The following is a 20,962-nucleotide window of genomic DNA, read 5'->3' on the forward strand; positions in this document are numbered from 1 at the left end:
CACCTGCGTCAGACCTTGACGGGCTCCCGGGACTCGGGGAGGTCGTCCATGTCCTCCGCCGCCGGCGCGTGGTCGTCCACCAGGGTCTTCTCGTCGAACGGCACCCGCCCGGCGAGGACTTCGGCGACCCGCGCCTTGTCGATCTCCTTGGTCCAGGTGCCGACCAGCACGGTGGCGACCGCGTTGCCCGCGAAGTTGGTCAGCGCGCGGGCCTCGCTCATGAAGCGGTCGATGCCGACGATCAGGCCGACGCCGTCGACCAGTTCGGGGCGGTGCGACTGGAGGCCACCGGCCAGGGTGGCGAGACCGGCGCCGGTGACGCCCGCCGCGCCCTTCGAGGCGATGATCATGAAGACGAGGAGCGAGATCTGCTCGGCGATGGAGAGCGGGTTGCCCATCGCCTCGGCGACGAAGAGGGAGGCCATCGTCAGGTAGATGGCGGTGCCGTCCAGGTTGAAGGAGTACCCGGTCGGGACGGTGATGCCGACGACGGGCTTGCTCACGCCCAGGTGCTCCATCTTCGCGATGAGGCGCGGCAGCGCGGACTCGGAGGAGGAGGTGGACAGGATCAGCAGGAACTCGCGGCCCAGGTACTTCAGCAGCGTCAGGATGTTGACCCCCGCCACCAGCTTCAGCAGGGCGCCGAGCACGACGAAGACGAAGACGGCACAGGTGATGTAGAAGCCGATCATGATGACGGCGAGCGACTTCAGGGCGTCGAGACCGGTCTCGCCGACCACGGCGGCGATGGCGCCGAAGGCACCCACCGGGGCGGCCCACATGATCATCGCGAGGATACGGAAGACCAGGCGCTGGATGTGCCCGATGCCGCGCAGCACCGGCTCACCGGCCTTGCCCATGGCCTGGAGCGCGAAGCCCGCGAGGAGTGCGACCAGCAGCGTCTGGAGGACCTCGCCCTCGGTGAAGGCGGAGACCAGCGTCTTGGGGATGATCCCGAGGAGGAAGTCGACGGTGCCCTCGCTCGCGCCCGACGCCTGCTTCTCGCCCGCGGCGGCGACCTCGTCCGTCAGGCGCAGGCTCGCGCCCGGCTCCAGCAGGTTGCCGACGAGCAGGCCGATGGCGAGGGCGACGGTCGACATGACCATGAAGTAGCCCAGCGCCAGTCCGCCGACCGCGCCGACCTTGGCGGCCTTGCGGACCGAGCCGACGCCCAGCACGATCGTGCAGAAGATGATCGGCGAGATCATCATCTTGATCAGGTTCACGAAGCCGGTACCCAGCGGCTTGAGCTCGACGGCCACGCCGGGGGCGGCGAAGCCCACGCCGATGCCGAGCACGACCGCCGCGATGACGGCCAGATACAGATAGTGGGTACGGTCCCGTCGTGCGGCCACGGGGTCCTCCTCGGTGAGTCGCTCCACTGTCCCTGTGGATCCCCGAGACCATCTCTCACCTTGTGACGGCGGTCACCGTTGCGTACCTTTCGTTCACACATTTTTCGGACAGGCAGACTTACCTCATGCGTATTGCGCACACCCGCCCCCGCAGCCTCGCCGGCCAGCTCTTCGCGATGCAGGTCGTGCTGGTGGCCGCCATCGTGGCGGGGTGCGCGATCTTCGCTTACGTCAACGACCGCCACCAGGCCGAGGAGACCGCGCGCCGGCAGGCGACGGCGACCGCGACGGCGGTCGCCCGCTCCCCGGCCGTCGTCCAGGCGGCCCGCTCGGACGACCCGACGGCGGCCCTCCAGCCGTACGCCGCCTCCCTGGTCGGCGAGCAGGGCGTCACCTTCGTCACGATCATGGCGCCGGACGGGACGCGCTGGACGCATCCCGAACCGGACCGGATCGGCAAGAAGTACCTGGGCCACATCGAGGAGGCGCGGCGCGGCCAGACGTACTCGGAGACCTACCGGGGCACGCTCGGCCGGTCGGTGCGGACGGTGACGCCGGTGTACGACCGGGGCGAGGTCGTCGGTCTCGTGAGCGCGGGCATCACGGTCGACCGGATCAGTGAGCAACTGCGGGGACAGGTCGCCGCGCTGCTCGGCATGGCGGGCGCGGCGCTGGCGCTCGGCGGCGCCGGTACGTATGTGATCAACGCCCGGCTGCGGCGGCACACGCACGGCATGAACGCCGCCGAGCTGAGCCGGATGCACGACTACCACGAGGCCGCGCTGCACGCGGTGCGTGAGGGCCTGGTGATGCTGGACGGGCAGCGGCGGATCGCGCTGATCAACGACGGGGCGCGGGAGCTGCTGGGCCTCGGCGAGGACGCGGTGGGCACGCCGGTCGCCGCGCTCGGCCTGCCGCCGTCGCTGACGAGCGCGCTGCTCTCCGCCGAGCCACGGGTGGACGAGCTGCACCTGACGGGCGAGCGCGTGCTGGTGGTGTCCACCCGGCCGGTGGTCGGCGGGGAGCGGCGCGGGACGGTGGTGACGCTGCGGGACCACACCGAGCTGCAGGCGCTGTCGGGCGAGCTGGACTCGGAGCGCGGGTTCACGCAGGCGCTGCGCTCCCAGGCGCACGAGGCGGCGAACCGGCTGCACACGGTGGTGTCGCTGATCGAGCTGGGGCGCGTGGCGGAGGCGGTCGAGTTCGCGACGGCGGAGCTGGAGCTGGCGCAGACGCTCACGGACCGGGTGGTGGACGCGGTCGCCGAGCCGGTGCTGGCGGCGCTGCTGCTGGGCAAGGCGGCGCAGGCGAACGAGCGGGGCGTGGAGCTGGTGCTGACCGAGGACAGCCGGATCGACGACGGCGTCCTGCCGCCGACGCTCCCGGCGCGGGACCTGGTGACGATCCTGGGCAACCTGATCGACAACGCCCTGGAGGCCGCCCAGGGCACGCCCCTGTCCCGGGTCACGGTCACCGCGCGGGCGGACGAGGGCGCCGGCGAGCTGCTGCTGCGGGTCGCCGACTCCGGTCCGGGCGTGGGCGCGGAGGACCACGGCGCGGTCTTCGAGCGCGGCTGGTCCACCCGCGGCCCGGGCCGCGGCCTCGGCCTCGCCCTCGTCCGCCAGGCCGCCCACCGGGGCCACGGCACCGTGAACCTCGGCCGCGCCCCGGACGGCGGCGCCGAGTTCTCGGTCCGGCTGCCGCTGGACGCGGGGGCGGGGACGGGCGCGGGGGCGGCCGCCCCGGGAGCCCAGGGCGCGGGCACCGGGACGGGCGCGGCTCCGGACGCGGGCGCGGCGGGGTCGGCCGCCCCGGGAGCGCCGGCCCTGGAGGGGGCCGAGCGCCGTGCGGGCGCCGAGCGCCCGGCGGGGGCCGTGGCAGGCGACGGCGCGGAGGTGGCGTCGTGACCGAGGTGCCCGGCGCGGCGGACATCAGGGTCCTGGTCGTGGAGGACGACCCGGTCGCGGCGGACGCGCACGCGCTGTACGCGGGGCGCGTGCCGGGCTTCACCGTGGTGGGCGTGGCGCACTCCCGCGCCGCCGCCGGGCGGCTGCTGGAGCGGACGGCCGTCGACCTGATCCTCCTGGACCTGTACCTGCCGGACGGGCACGGCCTGCACCTGCTGCGGTCGCTGCGCGCCGCGGGTCACCACGCCGACGTCATCGCGGTCACCTCCGCCCGCGACCTGGCGATCGTGCGCGAGGGCGTGTCGCTCGGAGTCGTCCAGTACGTACTGAAGCCCTTCACCTTCGCGACCCTGCGCGACCGCCTCACCCGGTACGCCGAGTTCCGCGCGGCCGCCGGTGAGGCGTCCGGCCAGGAGGAGGTGGACCGGGCCCTCGCCGCCCTCCGCGCGCCGCAGCCCGCCGCCCTGCCCAAGGGGCTGAGCGCCCCGACGCTGACCGCGGTCACCCGGACCCTCCGCGAGTCGGCCACCGGGCTGACCGCCGCCGAGGCCGGGGCGGCGGTGGGCATCTCGCGGATCACCGCCCGCCGCTACCTGGAGCACCTGGTCACCGCCGGGCGGGCGGAGCGCAGCCCGCAGTACGGGCAGGTCGGCCGGCCGGAGCTCCAATACCGCTGGGTGTCCCCCAAAGCCGGAAAGGCACGGTAAATTACCGACAGGTAGGCCACTAGGGGGAGCATCTGGACGTTCCTACGACATTTGGCCTTGGGTGAACGCACCGTAGCCAAAAGTGACCCTCTGCTTCTACCTTGTGCGCGTGCACTCTCCCCCGTCTCCACCGTTCAACGCCCTCGCCGCGCGCCGACTGCGCGAGGCGCTGGGTATGGCTCCCGCCCACGTCGCCTACGGCCTGCGCGCCCAGTACGGCCTCGGCGTGCCGCCCGAAACAGTGATCGCCTGGGAGCGGGGCGTCGCCGCCCCCGACGCACGCGAGCTCACCGCCCTCGCCGGCGTCCTGTGGTGTTCGCCCGGCGAACTGCTCGCCGCCGCCACGACGCTGCGCGAACACCGCATGGCGCGGGCCATCGCGCCCGAGGACCTGGCGCGCCGCGTCGGCCTCGACGTCAAGGCGTACCTGCGCATGGAGGAGTCCGGCCGCTGGCGCGGCAACGAACGCCAGACCGCCGCCCTCGCCGAGGCCCTCTCCCTCGGGCCCCGCGAGCTCATCACGGCGACGGGCCGCGACGAGGAGCTGGCGGACGTGCTGCGCAGCGCGGCGACGACGCGCTGGCAGGCGTACGTGAAACCGGCGGCGAAGCTGCTGCCGATGGACCGCCACCACCTGGAGGAAGTGCTCCAGCAGCTCTACTCCGACTACCAGTCGCGCATGGTGGCGACCAATAGCTGGGGCTCCGACGTGACCGGCGACAGCGGCGGCGAGGCGGGCCGCGAGTTCCTGGCGCGGATCGTCGAGCACTTCTGGGAGCTGGCCCGGCTGTGACGCCCTACGGCGCGCCTTACCGCGCCCGGCGCCGGTCGAAGCCGAAGAGCTGACCCCGGCCGCCGCCGTCACACGCCCGCTGAACGACCTCCGTCCACGGCGCGGCCGAGGCGTCCCGTACCTCCAGGCACAGGTCCGAGTGCGCGGACCGGATGCGGTAACCCTTGCCGCCGCCGACGGACTCGATACGGAACGCCTCGCGGGCGCCCCGCTTGCCGCACTCCTGGTCCACCAGGGGCGCGCCCTCGGGCGGGCCGGCCTCGACGGGCAGGCCCGCGCAGCCGGGGCCGTAGTCGGGGTGGTCCGAGCGCAACCGCCACAGCCCGCCGTCCAGCGGTACGAGGCTGTAGCGCGGCACGACCGCCCCGGCGCACGGCACCTGGTACACCTGACCGCTGCGCTGCCCCGGCCGCTCGTTCAGGCACAGGCCCGAGTGCACGGCCCGTACGTCCACGGGCCCGGCCCCAGGTGCGGCCGCCCCGGGGCGCGGTGCGTGCCGGGCGTCGTCGCCCCGGAGGAACGTCACGACCGTGAGGGCGGCGACGACGAGTGCCGCGACCGCCACCACCGGCACGAGCACCCGCCACCGGGAGGCCCCGGGAGGCGGGGAGACATCGCCGGGCGCGCCGTCCGCGCCGCCGTGTCTGCCCGGTACCGCGCCGCCGTGTCTGCCTCGTACCGCGTCCCCCGCCGCGCCGCCTGCCGCGCCCCGCACCGCGAGCTCCTTGCGCACGGCGAGCCAGTTCTCCAGCTCCGCGGGCCCGGCCCCGCAGGCGCGGACGAACGCCATGACGAGCTCCTCGCGCGGCACCGTCGTGCGGGAGAGCATGTTCGCGACCGTGGAGCGGGGCAGGGCGTCGCCGGCCGCCTCCGCGCGGGCCGAGAGTTCGCGGTAGGTCAGGCCCGACCAGTCCTTGAGCGCCTGGAGCCGGGCCACGAACGCGGCGGGATCGCGCGCCTCCCGGGGGTCGGGAGCCGGTTCCCCGTCGGTCATGCGCGCCCTCCCTCTCTCCACCACCCCGCCGCCGGGACGGAGTTGGGACATGTCCCGGACAAGTGCAAGCCTTGTCGAACCGGAGGCGCATCTCAAGAGTGGTTAAGGACGAGCGGCCCTGATCGTCGACGGGGGTGACGATCAGGGCCGCTCCAAGCGCGGACAGGTGTCAGAACACCGACTCCGCCTCGTACATCCGGTTCTCCGGCACCGTCTTCAGCCGCGTGACGGCCTCCGCGAGCGGCACCATGTGGATGTCCGTGCCGCGCAGGGCGGTCATGTTCCCGAACTCCTTGCGGTGCGCCGCCTCCACCGCGTGCCAGCCGAAACGGGTGGCCAGGACGCGGTCGTACGCGGTCGGCGTGCCGCCCCGCTGGACATGGCCCAGGATGACCGGCCGGGCCTCCTTGCCGAGCCGCCGCTCCAGCTCCTTGGCCAGGCGGTTGCCGATGCCCGCGAAGCGCTCGTGGCCGTACTGGTCGATGGCGCCCTTGGCGTACTCCATGGAGCCCTCGGCCGGGTGCGCGCCCTCCGCGACGCAGATGACCGCGAACTTCTTGCCGCGCGCGAACCGCTCCTCGACCATCTTCACCAGGTCGTCGACCTCGAAGGGCCGTTCGGGCAGGCAGATGCCGTGCGCGCCGCCCGCCATGCCGGACTCCAGGGCGATCCACCCGGCGTGCCGGCCCATCACCTCGACGACCATCACCCGCTGGTGGGACTCGGCGGTGGTCTTCAGACGGTCTATGGCCTCCGTCGCCACCATCACGGCCGTGTCGAAGCCGAAGGTGCGGTCGGTGGAGGAGATGTCGTTGTCGATGGTCTTCGGCACGCCCACCACCGGCATCCCGGCGTCCGACAGCATCCGGGCGGCGGTCAGGGTGCCCTCGCCGCCGATGGGGATGAGGACGTCGATCCCGTACCGCTTCTGCAACTCCTCGCAGTTCTCGGCGGCTTCGCGCAGGCGGTCCCGCTCCAGCCGGGCGGAGCCCAGGATGGTGCCGCCACGGGCGAGGATGCCGCTCACCGCGTTGAGGTCGAGCGGCCGGTAGTGGCCGTCGAGCAGGCCCTTGAACCCGTCCTCGAAGCCGATCACCTCGTCGCCGTGGCCGGTCATGGCGCGGTGCACGACCGACCGGATCACTGCGTTCAGGCCGGGACAGTCGCCGCCTGCGGTGAGAACTCCGATGCGCATCGTGCCGTGTCTCCTGCTCAGTAGTGGTACGGGTGAGCCTTCCCGAATTGTCCCACGGCGGGCCTCCGCGTCGTGCTCACGCCGCCCGTGCCGCAGCCGGTTCCGTACCGGGTTCCCCCGTCTTCGCAGGCCAGACGCCCGGCGGGCGCCCTACCCAGCCGCAGAGGTATTGTCAAGGGGGTATCGCCACCCTTACAGGGTTTTTTGTTCACACATTCTTTCGGCTTTTTCGACAGGAGAGCTTGCGTGGCGCGCAGCGTGTACGTGACCGGGATCGACCGCGGGGACGGCCGGCAGGTCGTGGAGCTGGGAGTCATGGAGCTCCTGACCCGCCAAGTGGACCGTGTGGGGGTGTTCCGGCCGCTGGTGCACGACGGGCCCGACCGCCTCTTCGACCTGCTGCGGGTGCGCTACCGGCTGTCCCAGGACCCGGCCACCGTCTACGGCATGGACTACCAGGAGGCGTCCGCCCTCCAGGCGGAGAAGGGCACCGACGAACTGGTCGCGCAGCTCGTCGAGCGCTTCCACCGGGTGGCGCGCGACTACGAGGTCGTGCTGGTGCTCGGCACGGACTTCCACGCCACGCAGCTCCCGGAGGAGCTGGCGCTGAACGCGCGGCTGGCCAATGAGTTCGGCGCCTCGGTCATACCCGTGGTCGGCGGCAAGGGCCAGGACGCCGACGCGGTGCGCGCCGAGACGCGCAACGCGTTCCGGGCGTACGAGAGCCTCGGCTGCGACATCCTCGCCATGGTCGCCAACCGGGTGGCCCCCGAGGACCGCGACGCCCTCGCCGAGCGCCTCGCCGCCCGCCTGCCCGTCCCCTGTTACGTCCTGCCCGACGAGCCCGCGCTGTCCGCGCCGACGGTCGCGCAGATCACCCAGGCGCTGGGCGCCGAAGTGGTGCTGGGCGACGGCTCCGGGCTGGCGCGTGACGCCCTGGACTTCGTCTTCGGCGGCGCCATGCTGCCGAACTTCCTCAACGCCCTGACCCCCGGCTGCCTGGTCGTCACGCCCGGCGACCGCGCCGACCTGGTGGTGGGCGCGCTGGCCGCGCACTCGGCCGGTACGCCGCCGATCGCGGGCGTGCTGCTCACCCTGAACGAGCGGCCGAGCCAGGAGATCCTCACCCTCGCCGCGCGGCTCGCGCCCGGCACCCCGGTGATCTCCGTGAGCGGCAACAGCTTCCCGACGGCCGCCGAGCTGTTCTCACTGGAGGGCAAGCTCAACGCGGCGACCCCGCGCAAGGCGGAGACCGCGCTCGGGCTGTTCGAGCGGCACGTGGACACCGGCGACCTGCTGAAGCGGATCTCGGTGGCGCGCAGCGGCCGGGTCACGCCGATGATGTTCGAGCACGAGCTGCTGGAGCAGGCAAGGGCGGACCGGCGCCGGGTGGTGCTGCCCGAGGGCGCGGAGGAGCGCGTGCTGCGCGCCGCCGACGTCCTCGTACGCCGTGACGTGTGCGAACTGACGCTGCTGGGTGACGTCGAGGTCATCCGCAAGAAGGCCGCCGACCTGGGCATCGACCTGAAGGACACGCAGCTCATCGACCCGTCCACCAGCGAGCTGCGCCAGCGTTTCGCGGAGCGGTACGCCGAGCTGCGCGCCCACAAGGGCGTCAGCGTGGAGCTGGCGTACGACGTGGTGTCGGACGTGAACTACTTCGGCACGCTGATGGTGCAGGAGGGCCTGGCCGACGGCATGGTGTCGGGCTCGGTGCACTCGACGGCGGCGACGATCCGTCCCGCCTTCGAGATCATCAAGACCAAGCCGGAGGCGTCGATCGTCTCCTCCGTCTTCTTCATGTGCCTGGCCGACAAGGTGCTGGTGTACGGCGACTGCGCGGTCAACCCGGACCCGAACGCCGAGCAGCTCGCGGACATCGCCGTCCAGTCGGCGGCGACGGCCGCGCGGTTCGGCGTCGAGCCGCGGATCGCGATGCTGTCGTACTCGACGGGCACGTCGGGCTCGGGCGCGGACGTCGACAAGGTGCGCGAGGCGACGAAGCTGGTGCGCCAGGCGCACCCGGAGCTGAAGATCGAGGGCCCGATCCAGTACGACGCGGCCGTCGAGCCGTCCGTCGCGGCGACCAAGCTGCCGGGCTCGGAGGTGGCGGGCCAGGCGACGGTGCTGATCTTCCCGGACCTGAACACGGGCAACAACACGTACAAGGCCGTGCAGCGCTCGGCGGGCGCCGTGGCCGTGGGCCCGGTCCTCCAGGGCCTGCGCAAGCCGGTCAACGACCTGTCGCGCGGCGCGCTCGTCAGCGACATCGTGAACACGGTCGCGATCACCGCGATCCAGTCCCAGCCCACCGCATCCGTATGACCGCCCGTACGACAGAAAGCACCGCACCAGTGACCGACCCCACCCGCGTCCTCGTCCTCAACTCCGGCTCGTCGTCGGTGAAGTACCAGCTCCTCGACATGCGCGACGGCGCGCGCCTGGCCGTCGGGCTGGTCGAGCGCATCGGTGAGGAGACCTCCCGCCTGGTCCACACCCCCGTGGCCAGTGGTGAACGGCGCGAGCGCACGTCCCCGATCGCCGACCACGAGGCGGCGCTGAAGGCGGTCGCCGAGGAGCTGTCGGCCGACGGGCTCGGCCTGGACTCGCCCGAGCTGGCGGCGATCGGGCACCGGGTGGTGCACGGCGGCCTGAAGTTCTCGGCGCCGACCGTCATCACGGACGAGGTCCTCGCCGAGATCGAGCGCCTCGTGCCGGTCGCGCCCCTGCACAACCCGGCGAACATCACGGGCATCCGCACCGCCCAGGCGCTGCGCCCGGACCTTCCGCAGGTGGCGGTGTTCGACACGGCGTTCCACACGACGATGCCGGAGTACGCGGCGCGGTACGCGATCGACACCGAGACCGCCGACGCGCACCGCATCCGCCGCTACGGCTTCCACGGCACGTCGCACGCGTACGTGTCGCGCAGGGTGGCGGGGCTGCTGGGCAAGGACCCGGCCGAGGTGAACGTGATCGTGCTGCACCTGGGCAACGGCGCGTCGGCGTCGGCGGTGGCCGGCGGCCGGTGCGTGGACACCTCGATGGGCCTGACCCCCTTGGAGGGGCTGGTGATGGGTACCCGCTCGGGCGACGTCGATCCGGCGGTCGTTTTCCACCTGAAGCGGGTGGCCGGAATGTCGACCGATGAGATCGATGTCCTGCTGAACAAGAAGAGCGGATTGGTGGGGCTTTGCGGCGACAATGACATGCGTGAGATCCGTCGGCGGATCGATGAGGGCGACGAGCGGGCGCAGCTCGCGTTCGACATTTACATCCACCGGCTGAAGAAGTACATCGGCGCTTATTACGCGGTGCTCGGCCGGGTGGACGCGGTGGCGTTCACGGCGGGTGTCGGTGAGAACGCGGCTCCGGTGCGGGAAGCTGCCATCGCGGGCCTGGAAGAGCTGGGCCTGGCGGTGGACGCGGCCCTCAACGAGGTCCGCTCGCCGGAACCGCGGCTGATCTCGCCGGAGTACGCGCGCGTGGCGGTGGCCGTGGTGCCGACGGACGAGGAGCTGGAAATCGCGCGGCAAACCTACTCACTGGTCCACGACTGAGCGGCCCCCCGCCCATTTGTACATTCCACCAGACGGAATATTCCGCAGTGAAACAAACCGATAGGATCCGCCTTATGCGCCGTTCCAAAATCGTCTGCACACTGGGCCCCGCCGTCGACTCGTATGAGCAGCTCAAGGCTCTCATCGAGGCCGGTATGAACGTGGCCCGTTTCAACATGAGCCACGGATCCCACGCTGAGCACGAGGAGCGGTACCACCGCCTCCGCCAGGCCGCCGAGGACACCGGCCGGGCCGTGGGCGTCCTCGCCGACCTCCAGGGCCCCAAGATCCGTCTGGAAACGTTCGCCGAGGGGCCGGTCGAGCTGGTCCGCGGGGACGAGTTCACCATCACCACCGAGGACGTGCCGGGCGACAAGTCCATCTGCGGCACCACGTACAAGGGCCTGCCCGGCGACGTCTCCAAGGGCGACCAGATCCTGATCAACGACGGCAACGTCGAGCTGCGCGTCACCGAGGTCGACGGCACCCGGGTCAAGTCGATCGTCGTCGAGGGCGGCGTCATCTCCGACCACAAGGGCATCAACCTGCCGGGTGCCGCGGTGAACGTCCCGGCCCTGTCCGAGAAGGACGTCGAGGACCTGCGCTTCGCGCTGCGGATGGGCTGCGACCTGGTCGCCCTGTCCTTCGTCCGCGACGCCAACGACGTCAAGGACGTCCACAAGGTGATGGACGAGGTCGGCCGCCGCGTGCCGGTCATCGCCAAGGTGGAGAAGCCGCAGGCCGTCGAGAACATGCAGGACGTCGTGATGGCGTTCGACGGTGTGATGGTGGCCCGCGGTGACCTGGCCGTCGAATACCCGCTGGAGCGGGTCCCGATGGTCCAGAAGCGCCTCATCGAGATGTGCCGCCGCAACGCCAAGCCGGTGATCGTGGCGACCCAGATGATGGAGTCGATGATCACCAACTCCCGCCCGACCCGCGCCGAGGCGTCCGACGTCGCCAACGCGATCCTGGACGGCGCGGACGCGGTCATGCTGTCCGCGGAGTCCTCGGTCGGCGCCTACCCGATCGAGACGGTCAAGACCATGTCGAAGATCGTCGCGGCGGCGGAGGAGGAACTCCTCGCCAAGGGCCTCCAGCCCCTGGTCCCCGGCAAGAAGCCCCGCACCCAGGGCGGCTCGGTCGCCCGCGCGGCCGCCGAGATCGCGGACTTCCTCGACGGCAAGGCCCTGATCGCCTTCACCAAGTCCGGCGACACCGCCCGCCGCCTCTCCCGCTACCGCGCCCAGCAGCCGATCCTCGCCTTCACGACGGAGGTCTCCACCCGCAACCAGCTCACCCTGAGCTGGGGCGTCGAGTCCTTCGTGGTCCCCCACGTGGACAACACGGACGCGATGGTCGACCTGGTCGACGCGGAGCTGCTGAAGCTCCAGCGCTACAACGCCGGCGACACCATGGTCATCACCGCCGGCTCCCCGCCCGGCGTCCCCGGCACCACCAACATGGTCCGCGTCCACCACCTGGGCGGCGAGTCCCGCTCCTGACCCATCCCCGCCAGTGGGCCGCACCTTCCGCACCCGGAGGGCGCGGCCCACTGGCGTACCGGCGGTAAATCGCCCTTCCGCCAACGGCGACCGGCATGCGATGATCGCCGGGCCTTCGGGGGGAAGGCGGGGGAACCGTGCGTGTGGAGAGCGCACGCGCATTCAATGACGTCGCCCTGACCAGCGACATCTTCGAACAGACCACCATGCGCCCATGCGGCATGCCTCAACGCCCACGACATGGGCCCCTTTTACGTACTTCCTCCTGGGCTGACCCATACGTCGAGCAGACAGGCTGCGAAGTGCGAAGAGTGCCCCTGTCCGGACGGCGCCGCGGCAGACGCGCCGGACCGGTGAAGAAGACGACGTCAGGCATCGTCCTGGCGACAACGGCCGCCCTCCTGGGCGGCCTGGTGACCGCCGTCCCGGCGGCGGCCGAGGAGCCGGGGGACAACCCGGCCGATCCCTACCAGCGCACGCTGCGCATCAGTCTGGGCGCGCAGGAACGCAAGGACCGCTGCCAGGTCTCCCGGGCCGTCCACTACGGCGGCCCGGAGACCAAGGCCCTCGCCAACAGCAACCTGTCCGGGCCACCCGAGGTCCTGCGCCAGGCGGCGATGTACTGGAATTACGAACCGTCCATCCTGGCCGACCAGAAGGACGTCGATGCGGGCCGTGCGTACGCCGACGCGTACCAGGCGCGTCAGATCAGGCTGAACGAGACGAACAAGCCGTACGCTTCGACGAACTCGTTCAACGGACGGCCGTACCATGCACCGGAGTTCGGTGCGGACATCCTCTCCTTCACCCTGAAGACCCAGCGCGAGCTCTACAACAAGACGGCGGAAAACCCGACGCCACGGCCCGGCAAGCCCGCACTGGACAAGGCGAAGCAGGTCTTCGACGCTCTCTCTACGCCCGACGACTCGTGGGCGACCGCGTACAAGCCCGTCGCAGGCAACGAGCTGTTCGGATTCGGCGGCAGCGAGACCGGTTCCGCCAACGACGTCGCCACCTTCCTGCGCTTCGGAGGGTTCCCGACCAAGGCGCCCGAGCCGGACTCGCCGGAGTTCCGCTCCGAGGTGGAGACGCTGAAGCTCGCCTGGGCCGGCTGCGACAGTGACAATCCCATCGACCACTACCGGGTTCTCTCCGGCGCCGTCCTCCAAGCCCACATGGAGTGGGAGGCGGAGTACGCGTCCCAGGCCACGCAGCGCAAGGAGATCGTCACCGCCGAAGCGGCGGCGGCCAAGGAACTGCGCACCGCGACCGACGCCATGATCGAAGCGATCCGGCAGGCCTGGCAGGCCGACCAGATCCTGTTCTGGCAGAAGCACTGGGCGGCCAACAAGGGCGCCCTCGACTACCCCAAGCCGGCGGCCTTCACCAAGGCCACGGCCGATCTGAACGCCGCCCGCGCCGCGGCGGCCGCCCAGGTGCCCATCGCCAACAGCGCGGTGACCAGGGCCAAGACCGCCGCCGACAAGGCAGCCGCCCAGCAGACCGCCGCATGGGCCATCGCCGATCAGGCCAAGCTGCCGCGCGGTCGTGGCCTGATGTACGCGCAGCAGTCGGTGCAGGTCGCGAAGGCGTCGTACGCAGCGACGCAGGCCGCCGCCAAGACTGCGCTGACCGCCTCGAACGCGGCCAAGGCGACCGCCGCGGACAGCAGCGCCCTCTACGCCCTGAGCAAGACCCAGGCGCACGCCCTGAACACCGAGTTCCGCAAGGCCGCCGCCCAAGAGGCCGCCGCCCAGGCGAAGGCCGCCGCCACGGCCGCCGACGCCCAGGCCAAGGAAGCCGCCGCCAACGCCACCAAGGCGAAGAACGCGCAGGCGACGGCCGAGGCAGCCGAGCAGACCGCGAAGGCGGGCGCGGCCGAGGCGAAGAAGCAGCGCGCCATCGCGGAGGCGGAGAAGGCCAACGCCGCCCGGGAGCACGCCAACGCCACGCGTGAGCGGGAGAAGGCCGCGGCCGCCGCACAGCGTGCCCAGACCGAGCGTGACGCGGCAGGGCGGGCTCGCGGATCCGCCGAAGCGGCCGGCGCCACCGCCGCCGAGAAGCGTGAGGCCGCCGAGGCCGCCGAGGCGAGGGCCGCCCTCGCCCGCTCGAACGCCGAGGCCGCCGAGCGCGATAAGGACGCCAAGGCCTCGCGCGCTTCGGCCCTGGAAGCCGCCGCCGCGGCGGCCGAGGGCACCAGCAGCGCCGGCGAGGCACGACAGGCCGCGACCGCGGCCCGGGCCGCCGCCAACGACGCCACGGGAGCCGCGAGCCGGGCCCGGGCGGCCGCGAACGACGCGTCCACCGCCGCGGTGAACGCCCGCGCCGCCGCCACCCGCGCCGCCGCCGCGGCGTCCCGCTCGCGTGCCGCGGCGGACAGTGCGTGGTCGGCCTATCTCACCACCAGCGCGGCGGCAGCGACCGCTCACGCCGCCGCGGCCGAGGCCATCGACGCAGCCGCCGCGGCCAAGGTCAACGCCCGCAACGCGGAGGCCGAGGCCAAGAAGGCACAGGCCGCCGCCATCAAGGCACGCCAGGAGGCAACCGCGGCGAAGGCCGAGGCCGCCAAGACTTCGGCGTGGGCGGTCAAGACCGCCGGCTTCGCCTATGCCGCCGGCCAGGCAGCCGCCGGCGCCCGGGACGCGGCGCGTGCCGTGACCGTCGCCGCGAACGAGGCCATCGCTGTGGGCAGCCCCTACCAGGAGACGGACACATCTGCCGCTTTCGCCGTACTTATCGGGCAGGCCTCCAAGACCCTGGCCGAACAGCAGGCGGCTGCCGCTCAGGCCAAGGCGAACGAGGCGTCGAAGGCCGCAGCCGAGGCCAAGGCGCTCGCCGACAAGGCCGCCGGTGACGCCAAGATCGCAGCACAGGCGGCAGCGGCGGCAGCGGCGGACGCGGCCAAGGCCCTGCAGTCCGTCGCCGCGGCCCGTGCGTCCGCTGCGGAGGCAGCCAAGGCGGCCGAAGCGGCGAAGAAGGCCGACGCCAACGCCCAGAAGTACGACGCGGAGGCCGGCACCGACGCCATGTACGCGGCGTTCGCCGCGAACGAGGCCGAGTCGGAGGCGGCTGCCGCCGACCGGGAGGCCACCGACGCCGAGCGCGACGCGGCCGGAGCCCGGGCCAATGCCACCGCGGCGGAGAAGGACGCCGGTAGCGCCCGCGCGACCGCCACGAAGGCTGAGACCGACGCCACCGCGGCCGAGACCGCCGCGACCCACGCGGTCGAGGACGCGACGGAGGCCGACAAGGCCGCCGACCGGGCCGAGGCCGCCGAGCGGGAGCGGGAGCGGCAGGCCGTCAAGGAGCGTCTGGAAGCCAACGGCGGCGACACCGGGCCGGACCTCACGCTGGACGAGGAAGCGCTGCTGCTGAAGGAATGCGGCCAGGAATGTGTGGAGGAGTTCCGTGCGGCCAAGGCACTGGCCGGCCAGGGCGTCCTCGACTGGCTCAAGGCCAACGGCGGCGAGATCCTCCTGGAGGAGATCGGCTACCGCGACCTGGAGCGCTGCTTCGGCGAGTTCGACATCGAGAGCTGCCTGTGGACGCTGGTGAAGGCCATTCCGGTCACGAAGGCGTGGTCGGTCGGCAAGGCGATCGTCCGGGTGGCCAGTGGCGTCGGCGGTTTCCTGGAGAAGTCCGTCACCGCCAAGCGGACGCTGGACAAGTTCCGCAAGATCATCGACGACGCCAAGCAGGGCAAGGGTCACGCCTGCCCGGTGAAGCCCAAGCCGTCGGCGGTACGTACCGCTGCCCTCGCCGCCCCGGCCGGGGCCACCACGGCCCGCGCGGCCGCGGCTTCCTCGCAGTACCCCGGCGTGGGCACGATCGTGAATGAGGGCGGCGTCACCATCCAGATCTACGCCAACGACCACGCACCGCCGCACGCGCACGTCAAGGGCAAGGGCAAGGAAGTGCGGATCGGCCAGAACGGCCGGCCCCTGGCGGGCGAGAACGAGCTGACCCGGCTGCAGAAGGCCGTGGTCGACAACAACATCCGTACCATCAGGGAGAACATTCGAGTCGCCATGGAAAGGCACAAGGCCAATGGCGGATGCTGAGCTCCCGCCCGAGCTGCTGGACGCCCTGCGGCAGTTGGAGCAGCACATCGGCAGGTCACTGACCGACGCCCACGACGGGCACGCCCGCTGGGAGCTGTACCGGGCCGCGCTCGTATCCGACGCGGCCCGGCCCGCTCTGCTGGCCGCCGTCACGGCGGAACCGGACGGCGCGCTCGCCTCGGGCGTCGTGGGTGAGGTCCTGGAGCGGGTGACCCGCGGCGAGCGGGACGCCTGGGTCCAGGCCCTCGCGCCTGCGGTACGGGCGTTCAGCGAACGGCGGGCACGGGAGCTGGGGGTCCTGGAGGACCTCCGGTCCGGGGCGATCGCCCTCGACCGGGCCCCGGAGCTGATCGACGGCTGGAGCGACTGGCTCCAGTCGCGGATCGTCGCCGACGTGTCCGACGAGGCGGTCCTGCGCGTACTGGCCGCCTCCGGCCGTACCAAGCGGATCAGGCGGACGGCGGCCGAGGCACTCGGCTGACGGCGGACGCCATCCGGAACGCGCCATGGCCTCCCCACCGTGCGGTGGGGCGGCCATGGTTCGTGCGAATGCCGGAATCCCGGCCCGGTCAGCCCTCGATGAAGTTCTTCAGGCCCGGCACCGTCAGGGTGCCGCCGAACTGGCCCGCCTGTGTCACCTTCACGTCCGTGAAGAAGGCGAAGGGGACGTTCAGCGGGGGCGGGGTCTCGGGGCTGAAGGTGATCGGGATGAGGCCGAAGAGGTTGCCCTTCAGCTCCTCCGTGTACATCGTCACCGTGCCGCCCCGGATGGTGGACTCGGAGCCCGGGCGGGAGGTGACGTGGCCCGTGTGGCCCTCGGAGTGGACCGTGAGCTGGTGGAGGTCCTTGATGTCGACCTCGCTCGCGGTGAACTTCAGGACCTTCTTGACCTTGCCGCCGTAGGTCTTGACCTCCACGATGCCGTGGTAGTCCAGGCCCCGCAGGGTGAGCTTGGTGCTCTCCAGCTTCCACGGCTCGTCGGGGAGCAGCGGGATGCCGGGCTCCAGCTCGGCGGCGGCGAGGGCCTCCGGGTCGGGGGTCGGGCAGGGGAAACGCGGCTTGGCGCCGTCCGGGATGTCCTCGTCCTCCTTGGGGTCGAGCCCCTTGACGTCCTCGGGCAGCTCCTCGACCTCGGCGCCGGCCTTGTCGGCGGCTTCCTTGATCGCTTCCTTGGTCTCGTCGACGACCTCGTCGTCCTTGGCCGCGTCACCCTTGGCCGCGTCGTCCTTCTGGGCCGTCTGCGCGGGTTCGGTCGACGGCTCGGTGGCGGGCTTGGCAGGCGGCTGCGTGGTAGGAGCGGTGGTCGACGGGGTCGCCGTCGGCTCCTCCTTGTCGGGGCCGTCGAAGATGTCCTTGATCGCGTCACCGACACCCAGCGGGTCCAGGGGGTTCTTGGGCTCGGTGGGGGTGGGCGTGGGCGTGGGAGTCGCGGAGGGGGTCGGGCTCGTGGCGGCGGGCGGCTTCGTCTCGCCGGCCTTCGGCTCGGTGGTCTCCTTCTCCGTCTCGCTCGCGGACGGGCTGGCGCCGGGTATCGGCTCCTTCTCCTCGTCCGCCCCCGGGGTCTCGGTCGCGCTCAGCGACGGCTTGGGCGTCGGGAACTCGGTCTCCTTCGGCTTCTCCGACTCCGACGGCTCGTCGGACCGCGTCACGCACGGGCCGGGCGCGAAGGGGATGTCCTTCTCGTCGGCGAGGGCGAGCTTGGGCGTCATACCGAGACCGACGAGTACGGCGGTGGGCATCGCGGCCAGGGCCATCGCCTTGCCCGCCGGTGCCTGAAGCTTGGTCAGCAGCGACTTCCTGGGGGCCGCGTGACGCGGCCCCTTTCTGATCGCCGGCTGAGTTTCGTCACCCCGCACTGTTCCTCCCGCCGTTGGGGTCGATCGTGCTGTCGGTCGCGTTGCTCTGCGGGGTCACGGCCGACAGTTCGTCGGCTCGCTCACCGTCGCGCTCGGGCGCTTCTGCTTCCTCGGCTGCTTCGTCGGCCGTTTCCTTCGCCGGTTCGCCGGGCGCCCACGAGGCGGACAGGGCACCACCTATCAGGGCGAAGAGGAAACCGATGAGGAACCCTCCGATGTTGGCCACCGGCAGGGACACGAGCGCCAGGACGATCGCGGCGACACCCGCGAAGACCCGGACGACGGAGTGGAACCACATCGTCAGGCCCAGCGTGACCAGCAGGACGCCGATGATCAGCGAACCCGCGCCCGCCGTGGTGGCCATGGCGATCGTCATGTTGCCGAGCCGCATGTCGGCGTACGGCAGGTAGGCGATCGGTACGCCGCCGATCATGGTGAACAGCCCGCCCCAGAAAGGCCGGTTGCCCCGCCACGCCCGGAAGCGCAGCCGCCAGTAGGTGAATCCGCGGGAACCAGTGGACTCGGCGCTCATGGAAAACAGCTCCCTGGAAGCGGTGGTGCTAAGAAGATTGGTGAAAATCGCGACAAGGGCCCGAACGGGCGGGGCCGCGGCACGCGCGGCTCCGGCCCGCCCGGCGAGCACTAGTCGGAGAAGCACTCCTTGGTGCCCTTGTGCAGCTTCAGGCTGAGGTCGGGCAGCCGGAAGGTGCCCGCCGTGGTCGCCCACGCCTCCTGCTCGACGTTCGTGAGCTTCGCGGTCTTCGCGCGCTGCGAGAAACCGTTCTTGTTGGCTTCGGTACCGGGCTGGATGCCCGGGTCCTTCAGCGAACCGGCGGCCACGCCGATGTCGATGTTGCTGAACTCGGCGTCGGCGTCAAGCTTCGAGACATCCAGGTAGATGTCCTTGGCGTAGACCTGGTGATCCTTGTCACCCTTCTTCGCCGCTGCGGAGGTACCGGCGGTCAGCTCAAGGCTGACGTTGCCGAGGAACGGCACCGGCGTCACCACGGACTGGCACATGTCCGTGATGTAGGCCTCGCTGAAGCCCGAGACCGCCACGGGCTCCCAGAAGCCCTTGCCGTCGAGGTCCTTGCCCTTGACGATGCTGCCGTACTGGACGAAGTCGGTGCCTTCGAGGCTCTTCGCCTTAACCTTGAACTCCTGGCCGGAGATGCTGAACGACGCCGCCAGCGCTCCCTGTGCCAGGCCGATGCCTATCGCGGCCGTCGCGGCCACGCTCGGCACCATGACAACGGCGAACCGCTTCCATCTGGTCCCACCGCGAACCTGGGACTTCATAGATTTCCTCCTTCTCGGACGTACATCTCCGGATGGGCCGAAGCCCGTCCTGGGATGGGAGAAGTGCTACGTCCTCGGGAAGGAGAGCGCCCGTGGATCAGGCGCGAGCCGCGTCCGGATCACCGGCGATCACCCCCGAGCGACAACCACTGGCCACGCCTTCGCGCAACCCTGCTTGGACAGGCCCTGCCGGGATGGGCAGGAACCCCCCTGTCCGGGGCCGGCGGTCAGGTGTGCCGGCCCACTCGGTGGGGACCCGCTCCCGTGGTGCGCGGCTGGTTGCCGGGCTGGTACGGGATTGGACCGAGCGTGGCCGATCGTGGTCCATTCACGGCTTCGACACAAGGCCCGTCGTTACCCACTAGTAACGGGTGGATAACCAGGCCACGACGGGGTGATGTCGGGCGGGCACTCAGGGTGCTACTCGCCGGTTCGACAGAAGCGGATTTCATCGGCAAAAGCCGGACATAAAGAGGGTGTTGATTTACTGCAAGTAACAGCGGCCGTGTTTACCAAACTTTGGTAAAGCACGGCCGCGTTTTGTCACTGTGTCGCCAAATCGCCGACGCTCCCGCCAGGGAGCCGGCGCGTCAGAACAGCACCCTCGCCAGCGCGGCACGGGCCTTGGTCACGCGCGGGTCCTCGGGGCCGATCACCTCGAAGAGCTCCAGCAGCCGCAGCCGCGCCGCGTCCCGGTCGTCACCCGCCGTACGGCTCACCGTGTCGACGAGCCGGCCGAACGCGTCCTCCACGTGCCCGCCCACCAGATCCAGGTCGGCGGCGGCGAGCTGGGCCCGGACGTCGGCGGGGTCGTCCGCCGCGCTCTTGCGGACCGCCTGCGGGTCCATGCCCTGGACGCGGGAGAGCAGTTCCGCCTGGGCGAGGCCGAGCTTGGCCTCGGTGTTGCCCGGGTCGTCGACCAGGACGTTCTTGTACGCCTGGATCGCGCCGCCGAGGTCGTTGGCGTCCAGCGCGCGCGCCGCCGCCTCCAGCAGACCGTCGTACGGGCCGGCCGGCTGGGCCGGGGCCGCGGCGGGACCGGCGGCGGCGTCCGCGTCGACCGTGATGCCGGTGAGGCCGAACCGCTCCTCGCCGACCTGGATGAGCTGGTCAAGCGTCTGGCGGATCTGCGCCTCGGGCGCCGCGCCCTGGAAGAGGGGCAGCGGCTGGCCGGCCACCACCGCGAAGACGGCCGGGATCCCCTGGACCCCGAACTGCTGCGTCAGCATCTGGTTGGCGTCGACGTCGATCCTGGCGAGCACGAACCGGCCGTTGTACTCGACGGCCAGCCGCTCCAGCAGCGGGCCGAGCTGCTTGCACGGCTCGCACCACTCGGCCCAGAAGTCGATGACGACCGGGACCTCGGTGGAGCGCTGGAGGATGTCGCGCTCGAACCCCGCCTCGTCGACGTCGATCACCAGGGCCGACGGGGGCACCGCTCCGCCGCCGCCCCGCCGGGCGGCCTCGGCGCGTGCCTGCTCCGCCTTCGCCTTGGCCTCTCCGGCCGCCTTCACCGCGGCGAGGTCGACGACGCCGCTCATGGACATGTTCCTAGGCTGCATGGGTACATCCTCCCCCTTCCGCGCGCGTAACCGGTAAGCCATGGCCGAACCGGTGGAGCCACGGCCGAACCGCGCCCGCCCGCGCGCCCCCCGCCGGTGTGCGGGGCGTACGGACGTACGCGATCCAGCAGATGTTTTCGGCACCGGGTCCCCACCCTGGCGCCAGTG

At 71.5% G+C, this 20,962-nt stretch carries 15 protein-coding genes; 8 read left to right on the forward strand and 7 right to left on the reverse strand.

Translation table 11 applies throughout. The annotated features are described in order from the left end of the window. Positions 1–8 precede the first annotated feature (8 nt). A complete protein-coding gene (locus tag AB0J57_RS08630) occupies positions 9–1,355 on the reverse strand; it encodes a cation:dicarboxylase symporter family transporter (protein WP_366127293.1) in 1,347 nt (448 codons plus the stop codon). Between the two features lie 125 nt (positions 1,356–1,480). On the opposite strand from AB0J57_RS08630, the gene AB0J57_RS08635 reads away from it, so the two are divergent. From AB0J57_RS08635 to AB0J57_RS08645, 3 genes are all read left to right on the forward strand, one after another. Next, complete coding sequence (locus tag AB0J57_RS08635; RefSeq protein WP_366127294.1) at positions 1,481–3,262, forward strand: ATP-binding protein; 1,782 nt, start codon at positions 1,481–1,483, stop codon at positions 3,260–3,262. Next, positions 3,259–3,969 (forward strand): response regulator, encoded by a 711-nt coding sequence (locus tag AB0J57_RS08640; protein WP_366127295.1) that lies wholly within the window; start codon positions 3,259–3,261, stop codon positions 3,967–3,969. Before AB0J57_RS08635 ends, AB0J57_RS08640 begins: the two co-directional genes overlap by 4 nt. A gap of 109 nt (positions 3,970–4,078) precedes the next feature. Further along, on the forward strand, positions 4,079–4,762 hold the full coding sequence (locus tag AB0J57_RS08645; protein WP_366127296.1) for a helix-turn-helix transcriptional regulator: 684 nt from the start codon (positions 4,079–4,081) through the stop codon (positions 4,760–4,762). 16 nt (positions 4,763–4,778) lie between these two features. Here AB0J57_RS08645 and AB0J57_RS08650 read toward each other — a convergent pair whose 3' ends face one another. Both AB0J57_RS08650 and AB0J57_RS08655 read right to left on the reverse strand, forming a co-directional pair. Next, positions 4,779–5,756 (reverse strand): RICIN domain-containing protein, encoded by a 978-nt coding sequence (locus AB0J57_RS08650; protein ID WP_366127297.1) that lies wholly within the window; start codon positions 5,754–5,756, stop codon positions 4,779–4,781. Between the two features lie 169 nt (positions 5,757–5,925). Continuing rightward, positions 5,926–6,951 carry an ATP-dependent 6-phosphofructokinase gene (locus AB0J57_RS08655; RefSeq protein ID WP_366127298.1) on the reverse strand — a complete coding sequence of 342 codons (1,026 nt, stop codon included), beginning with the start codon at positions 6,949–6,951 and terminating at the stop codon, positions 5,926–5,928. Between the two features lie 246 nt (positions 6,952–7,197). Here AB0J57_RS08655 and pta point away from each other — a divergent pair, with 246 nt between their 5' ends. From pta to AB0J57_RS08680, 5 genes are all read left to right on the forward strand, one after another. Beyond that, complete coding sequence (gene pta, locus AB0J57_RS08660) at positions 7,198–9,276, forward strand: phosphate acetyltransferase (RefSeq protein WP_366127299.1); 2,079 nt, start codon at positions 7,198–7,200, stop codon at positions 9,274–9,276. After that, a complete protein-coding gene (locus tag AB0J57_RS08665; protein ID WP_366127300.1) occupies positions 9,273–10,511 on the forward strand; it encodes an acetate kinase in 1,239 nt (412 codons plus the stop codon). The genes pta and AB0J57_RS08665 overlap by 4 nt, the downstream gene beginning before the upstream one ends. A gap of 74 nt (positions 10,512–10,585) precedes the next feature. Next, positions 10,586–12,016: a pyruvate kinase gene (gene pyk / locus AB0J57_RS08670; protein WP_366127301.1), complete on the forward strand. Its 1,431-nt coding sequence runs from the start codon at positions 10,586–10,588 to the stop codon at positions 12,014–12,016. Between the two features lie 353 nt (positions 12,017–12,369). Then, a complete protein-coding gene (locus AB0J57_RS08675) occupies positions 12,370–16,077 on the forward strand; it encodes a hypothetical protein (RefSeq protein ID WP_366127302.1) in 3,708 nt (1,235 codons plus the stop codon). Further along, positions 16,064–16,558 (forward strand): hypothetical protein, encoded by a 495-nt coding sequence (locus tag AB0J57_RS08680; protein WP_366127303.1) that lies wholly within the window; start codon positions 16,064–16,066, stop codon positions 16,556–16,558. The genes AB0J57_RS08675 and AB0J57_RS08680 overlap by 14 nt, the downstream gene beginning before the upstream one ends. Positions 16,559–16,646: 88 nt before the next feature. Here AB0J57_RS08680 and AB0J57_RS08685 read toward each other — a convergent pair whose 3' ends face one another. From AB0J57_RS08685 to AB0J57_RS08700, 4 genes are all read right to left on the reverse strand, one after another. Beyond that, entirely contained in the window at positions 16,647–17,933 is a 1,287-nt protein-coding gene (locus tag AB0J57_RS08685; RefSeq protein ID WP_366127304.1) for a hypothetical protein, read from the reverse strand. Further along, positions 17,923–18,465, reverse strand: a complete 543-nt coding sequence (locus tag AB0J57_RS08690; protein ID WP_366127305.1) for a DUF6114 domain-containing protein — start codon at positions 18,463–18,465, stop codon at positions 17,923–17,925. Before AB0J57_RS08690 ends, AB0J57_RS08685 begins: the two co-directional genes overlap by 11 nt. 110 nt (positions 18,466–18,575) lie before the next feature. Further along, positions 18,576–19,232 carry a DUF6230 family protein gene (locus AB0J57_RS08695; RefSeq protein WP_366127306.1) on the reverse strand — a complete coding sequence of 219 codons (657 nt, stop codon included), beginning with the start codon at positions 19,230–19,232 and terminating at the stop codon, positions 18,576–18,578. A gap of 590 nt (positions 19,233–19,822) precedes the next feature. Continuing rightward, positions 19,823–20,794: a tetratricopeptide repeat protein gene (locus AB0J57_RS08700; protein WP_366127307.1), complete on the reverse strand. Its 972-nt coding sequence runs from the start codon at positions 20,792–20,794 to the stop codon at positions 19,823–19,825. Positions 20,795–20,962: the final 168 nt, after the last annotated feature.

It is taken from the genome of Streptomyces sp. NPDC049837 (assembly GCF_040674455.1).
Taxonomy (GTDB): Bacteria; Actinomycetota; Actinomycetes; order Streptomycetales; family Streptomycetaceae; genus Streptomyces.

Bases quoted from the DNA above. Each gene is read 5' to 3' on its own strand.
- AB0J57_RS08635 (WP_366127294.1), top strand. From the start codon at position 1,481: ATGCGTATTGCGCACACCCGCCCCCGCAGCCTCGCCGGCCAGCTCTTC.
- AB0J57_RS08650 (WP_366127297.1), bottom strand. From the start codon at position 5,756: ATGACCGACGGGGAACCGGCTCCCGACCCCCGGGAGGCGCGCGATCCC.
- AB0J57_RS08655 (WP_366127298.1), bottom strand. From the start codon at position 6,951: ATGCGCATCGGAGTTCTCACCGCAGGCGGCGACTGTCCCGGCCTGAAC.
- AB0J57_RS08665 (WP_366127300.1), top strand. From the start codon at position 9,273: ATGACCGCCCGTACGACAGAAAGCACCGCACCAGTGACCGACCCCACC.
- pyk (WP_366127301.1), top strand. From the start codon at position 10,586: ATGCGCCGTTCCAAAATCGTCTGCACACTGGGCCCCGCCGTCGACTCG.
- AB0J57_RS08680 (WP_366127303.1), top strand. From the start codon at position 16,064: ATGGCGGATGCTGAGCTCCCGCCCGAGCTGCTGGACGCCCTGCGGCAG.
- AB0J57_RS08690 (WP_366127305.1), bottom strand. From the start codon at position 18,465: ATGAGCGCCGAGTCCACTGGTTCCCGCGGATTCACCTACTGGCGGCTG.
- AB0J57_RS08695 (WP_366127306.1), bottom strand. From the start codon at position 19,232: ATGAAGTCCCAGGTTCGCGGTGGGACCAGATGGAAGCGGTTCGCCGTT.
- AB0J57_RS08700 (WP_366127307.1), bottom strand. From the start codon at position 20,794: ATGCAGCCTAGGAACATGTCCATGAGCGGCGTCGTCGACCTCGCCGCG.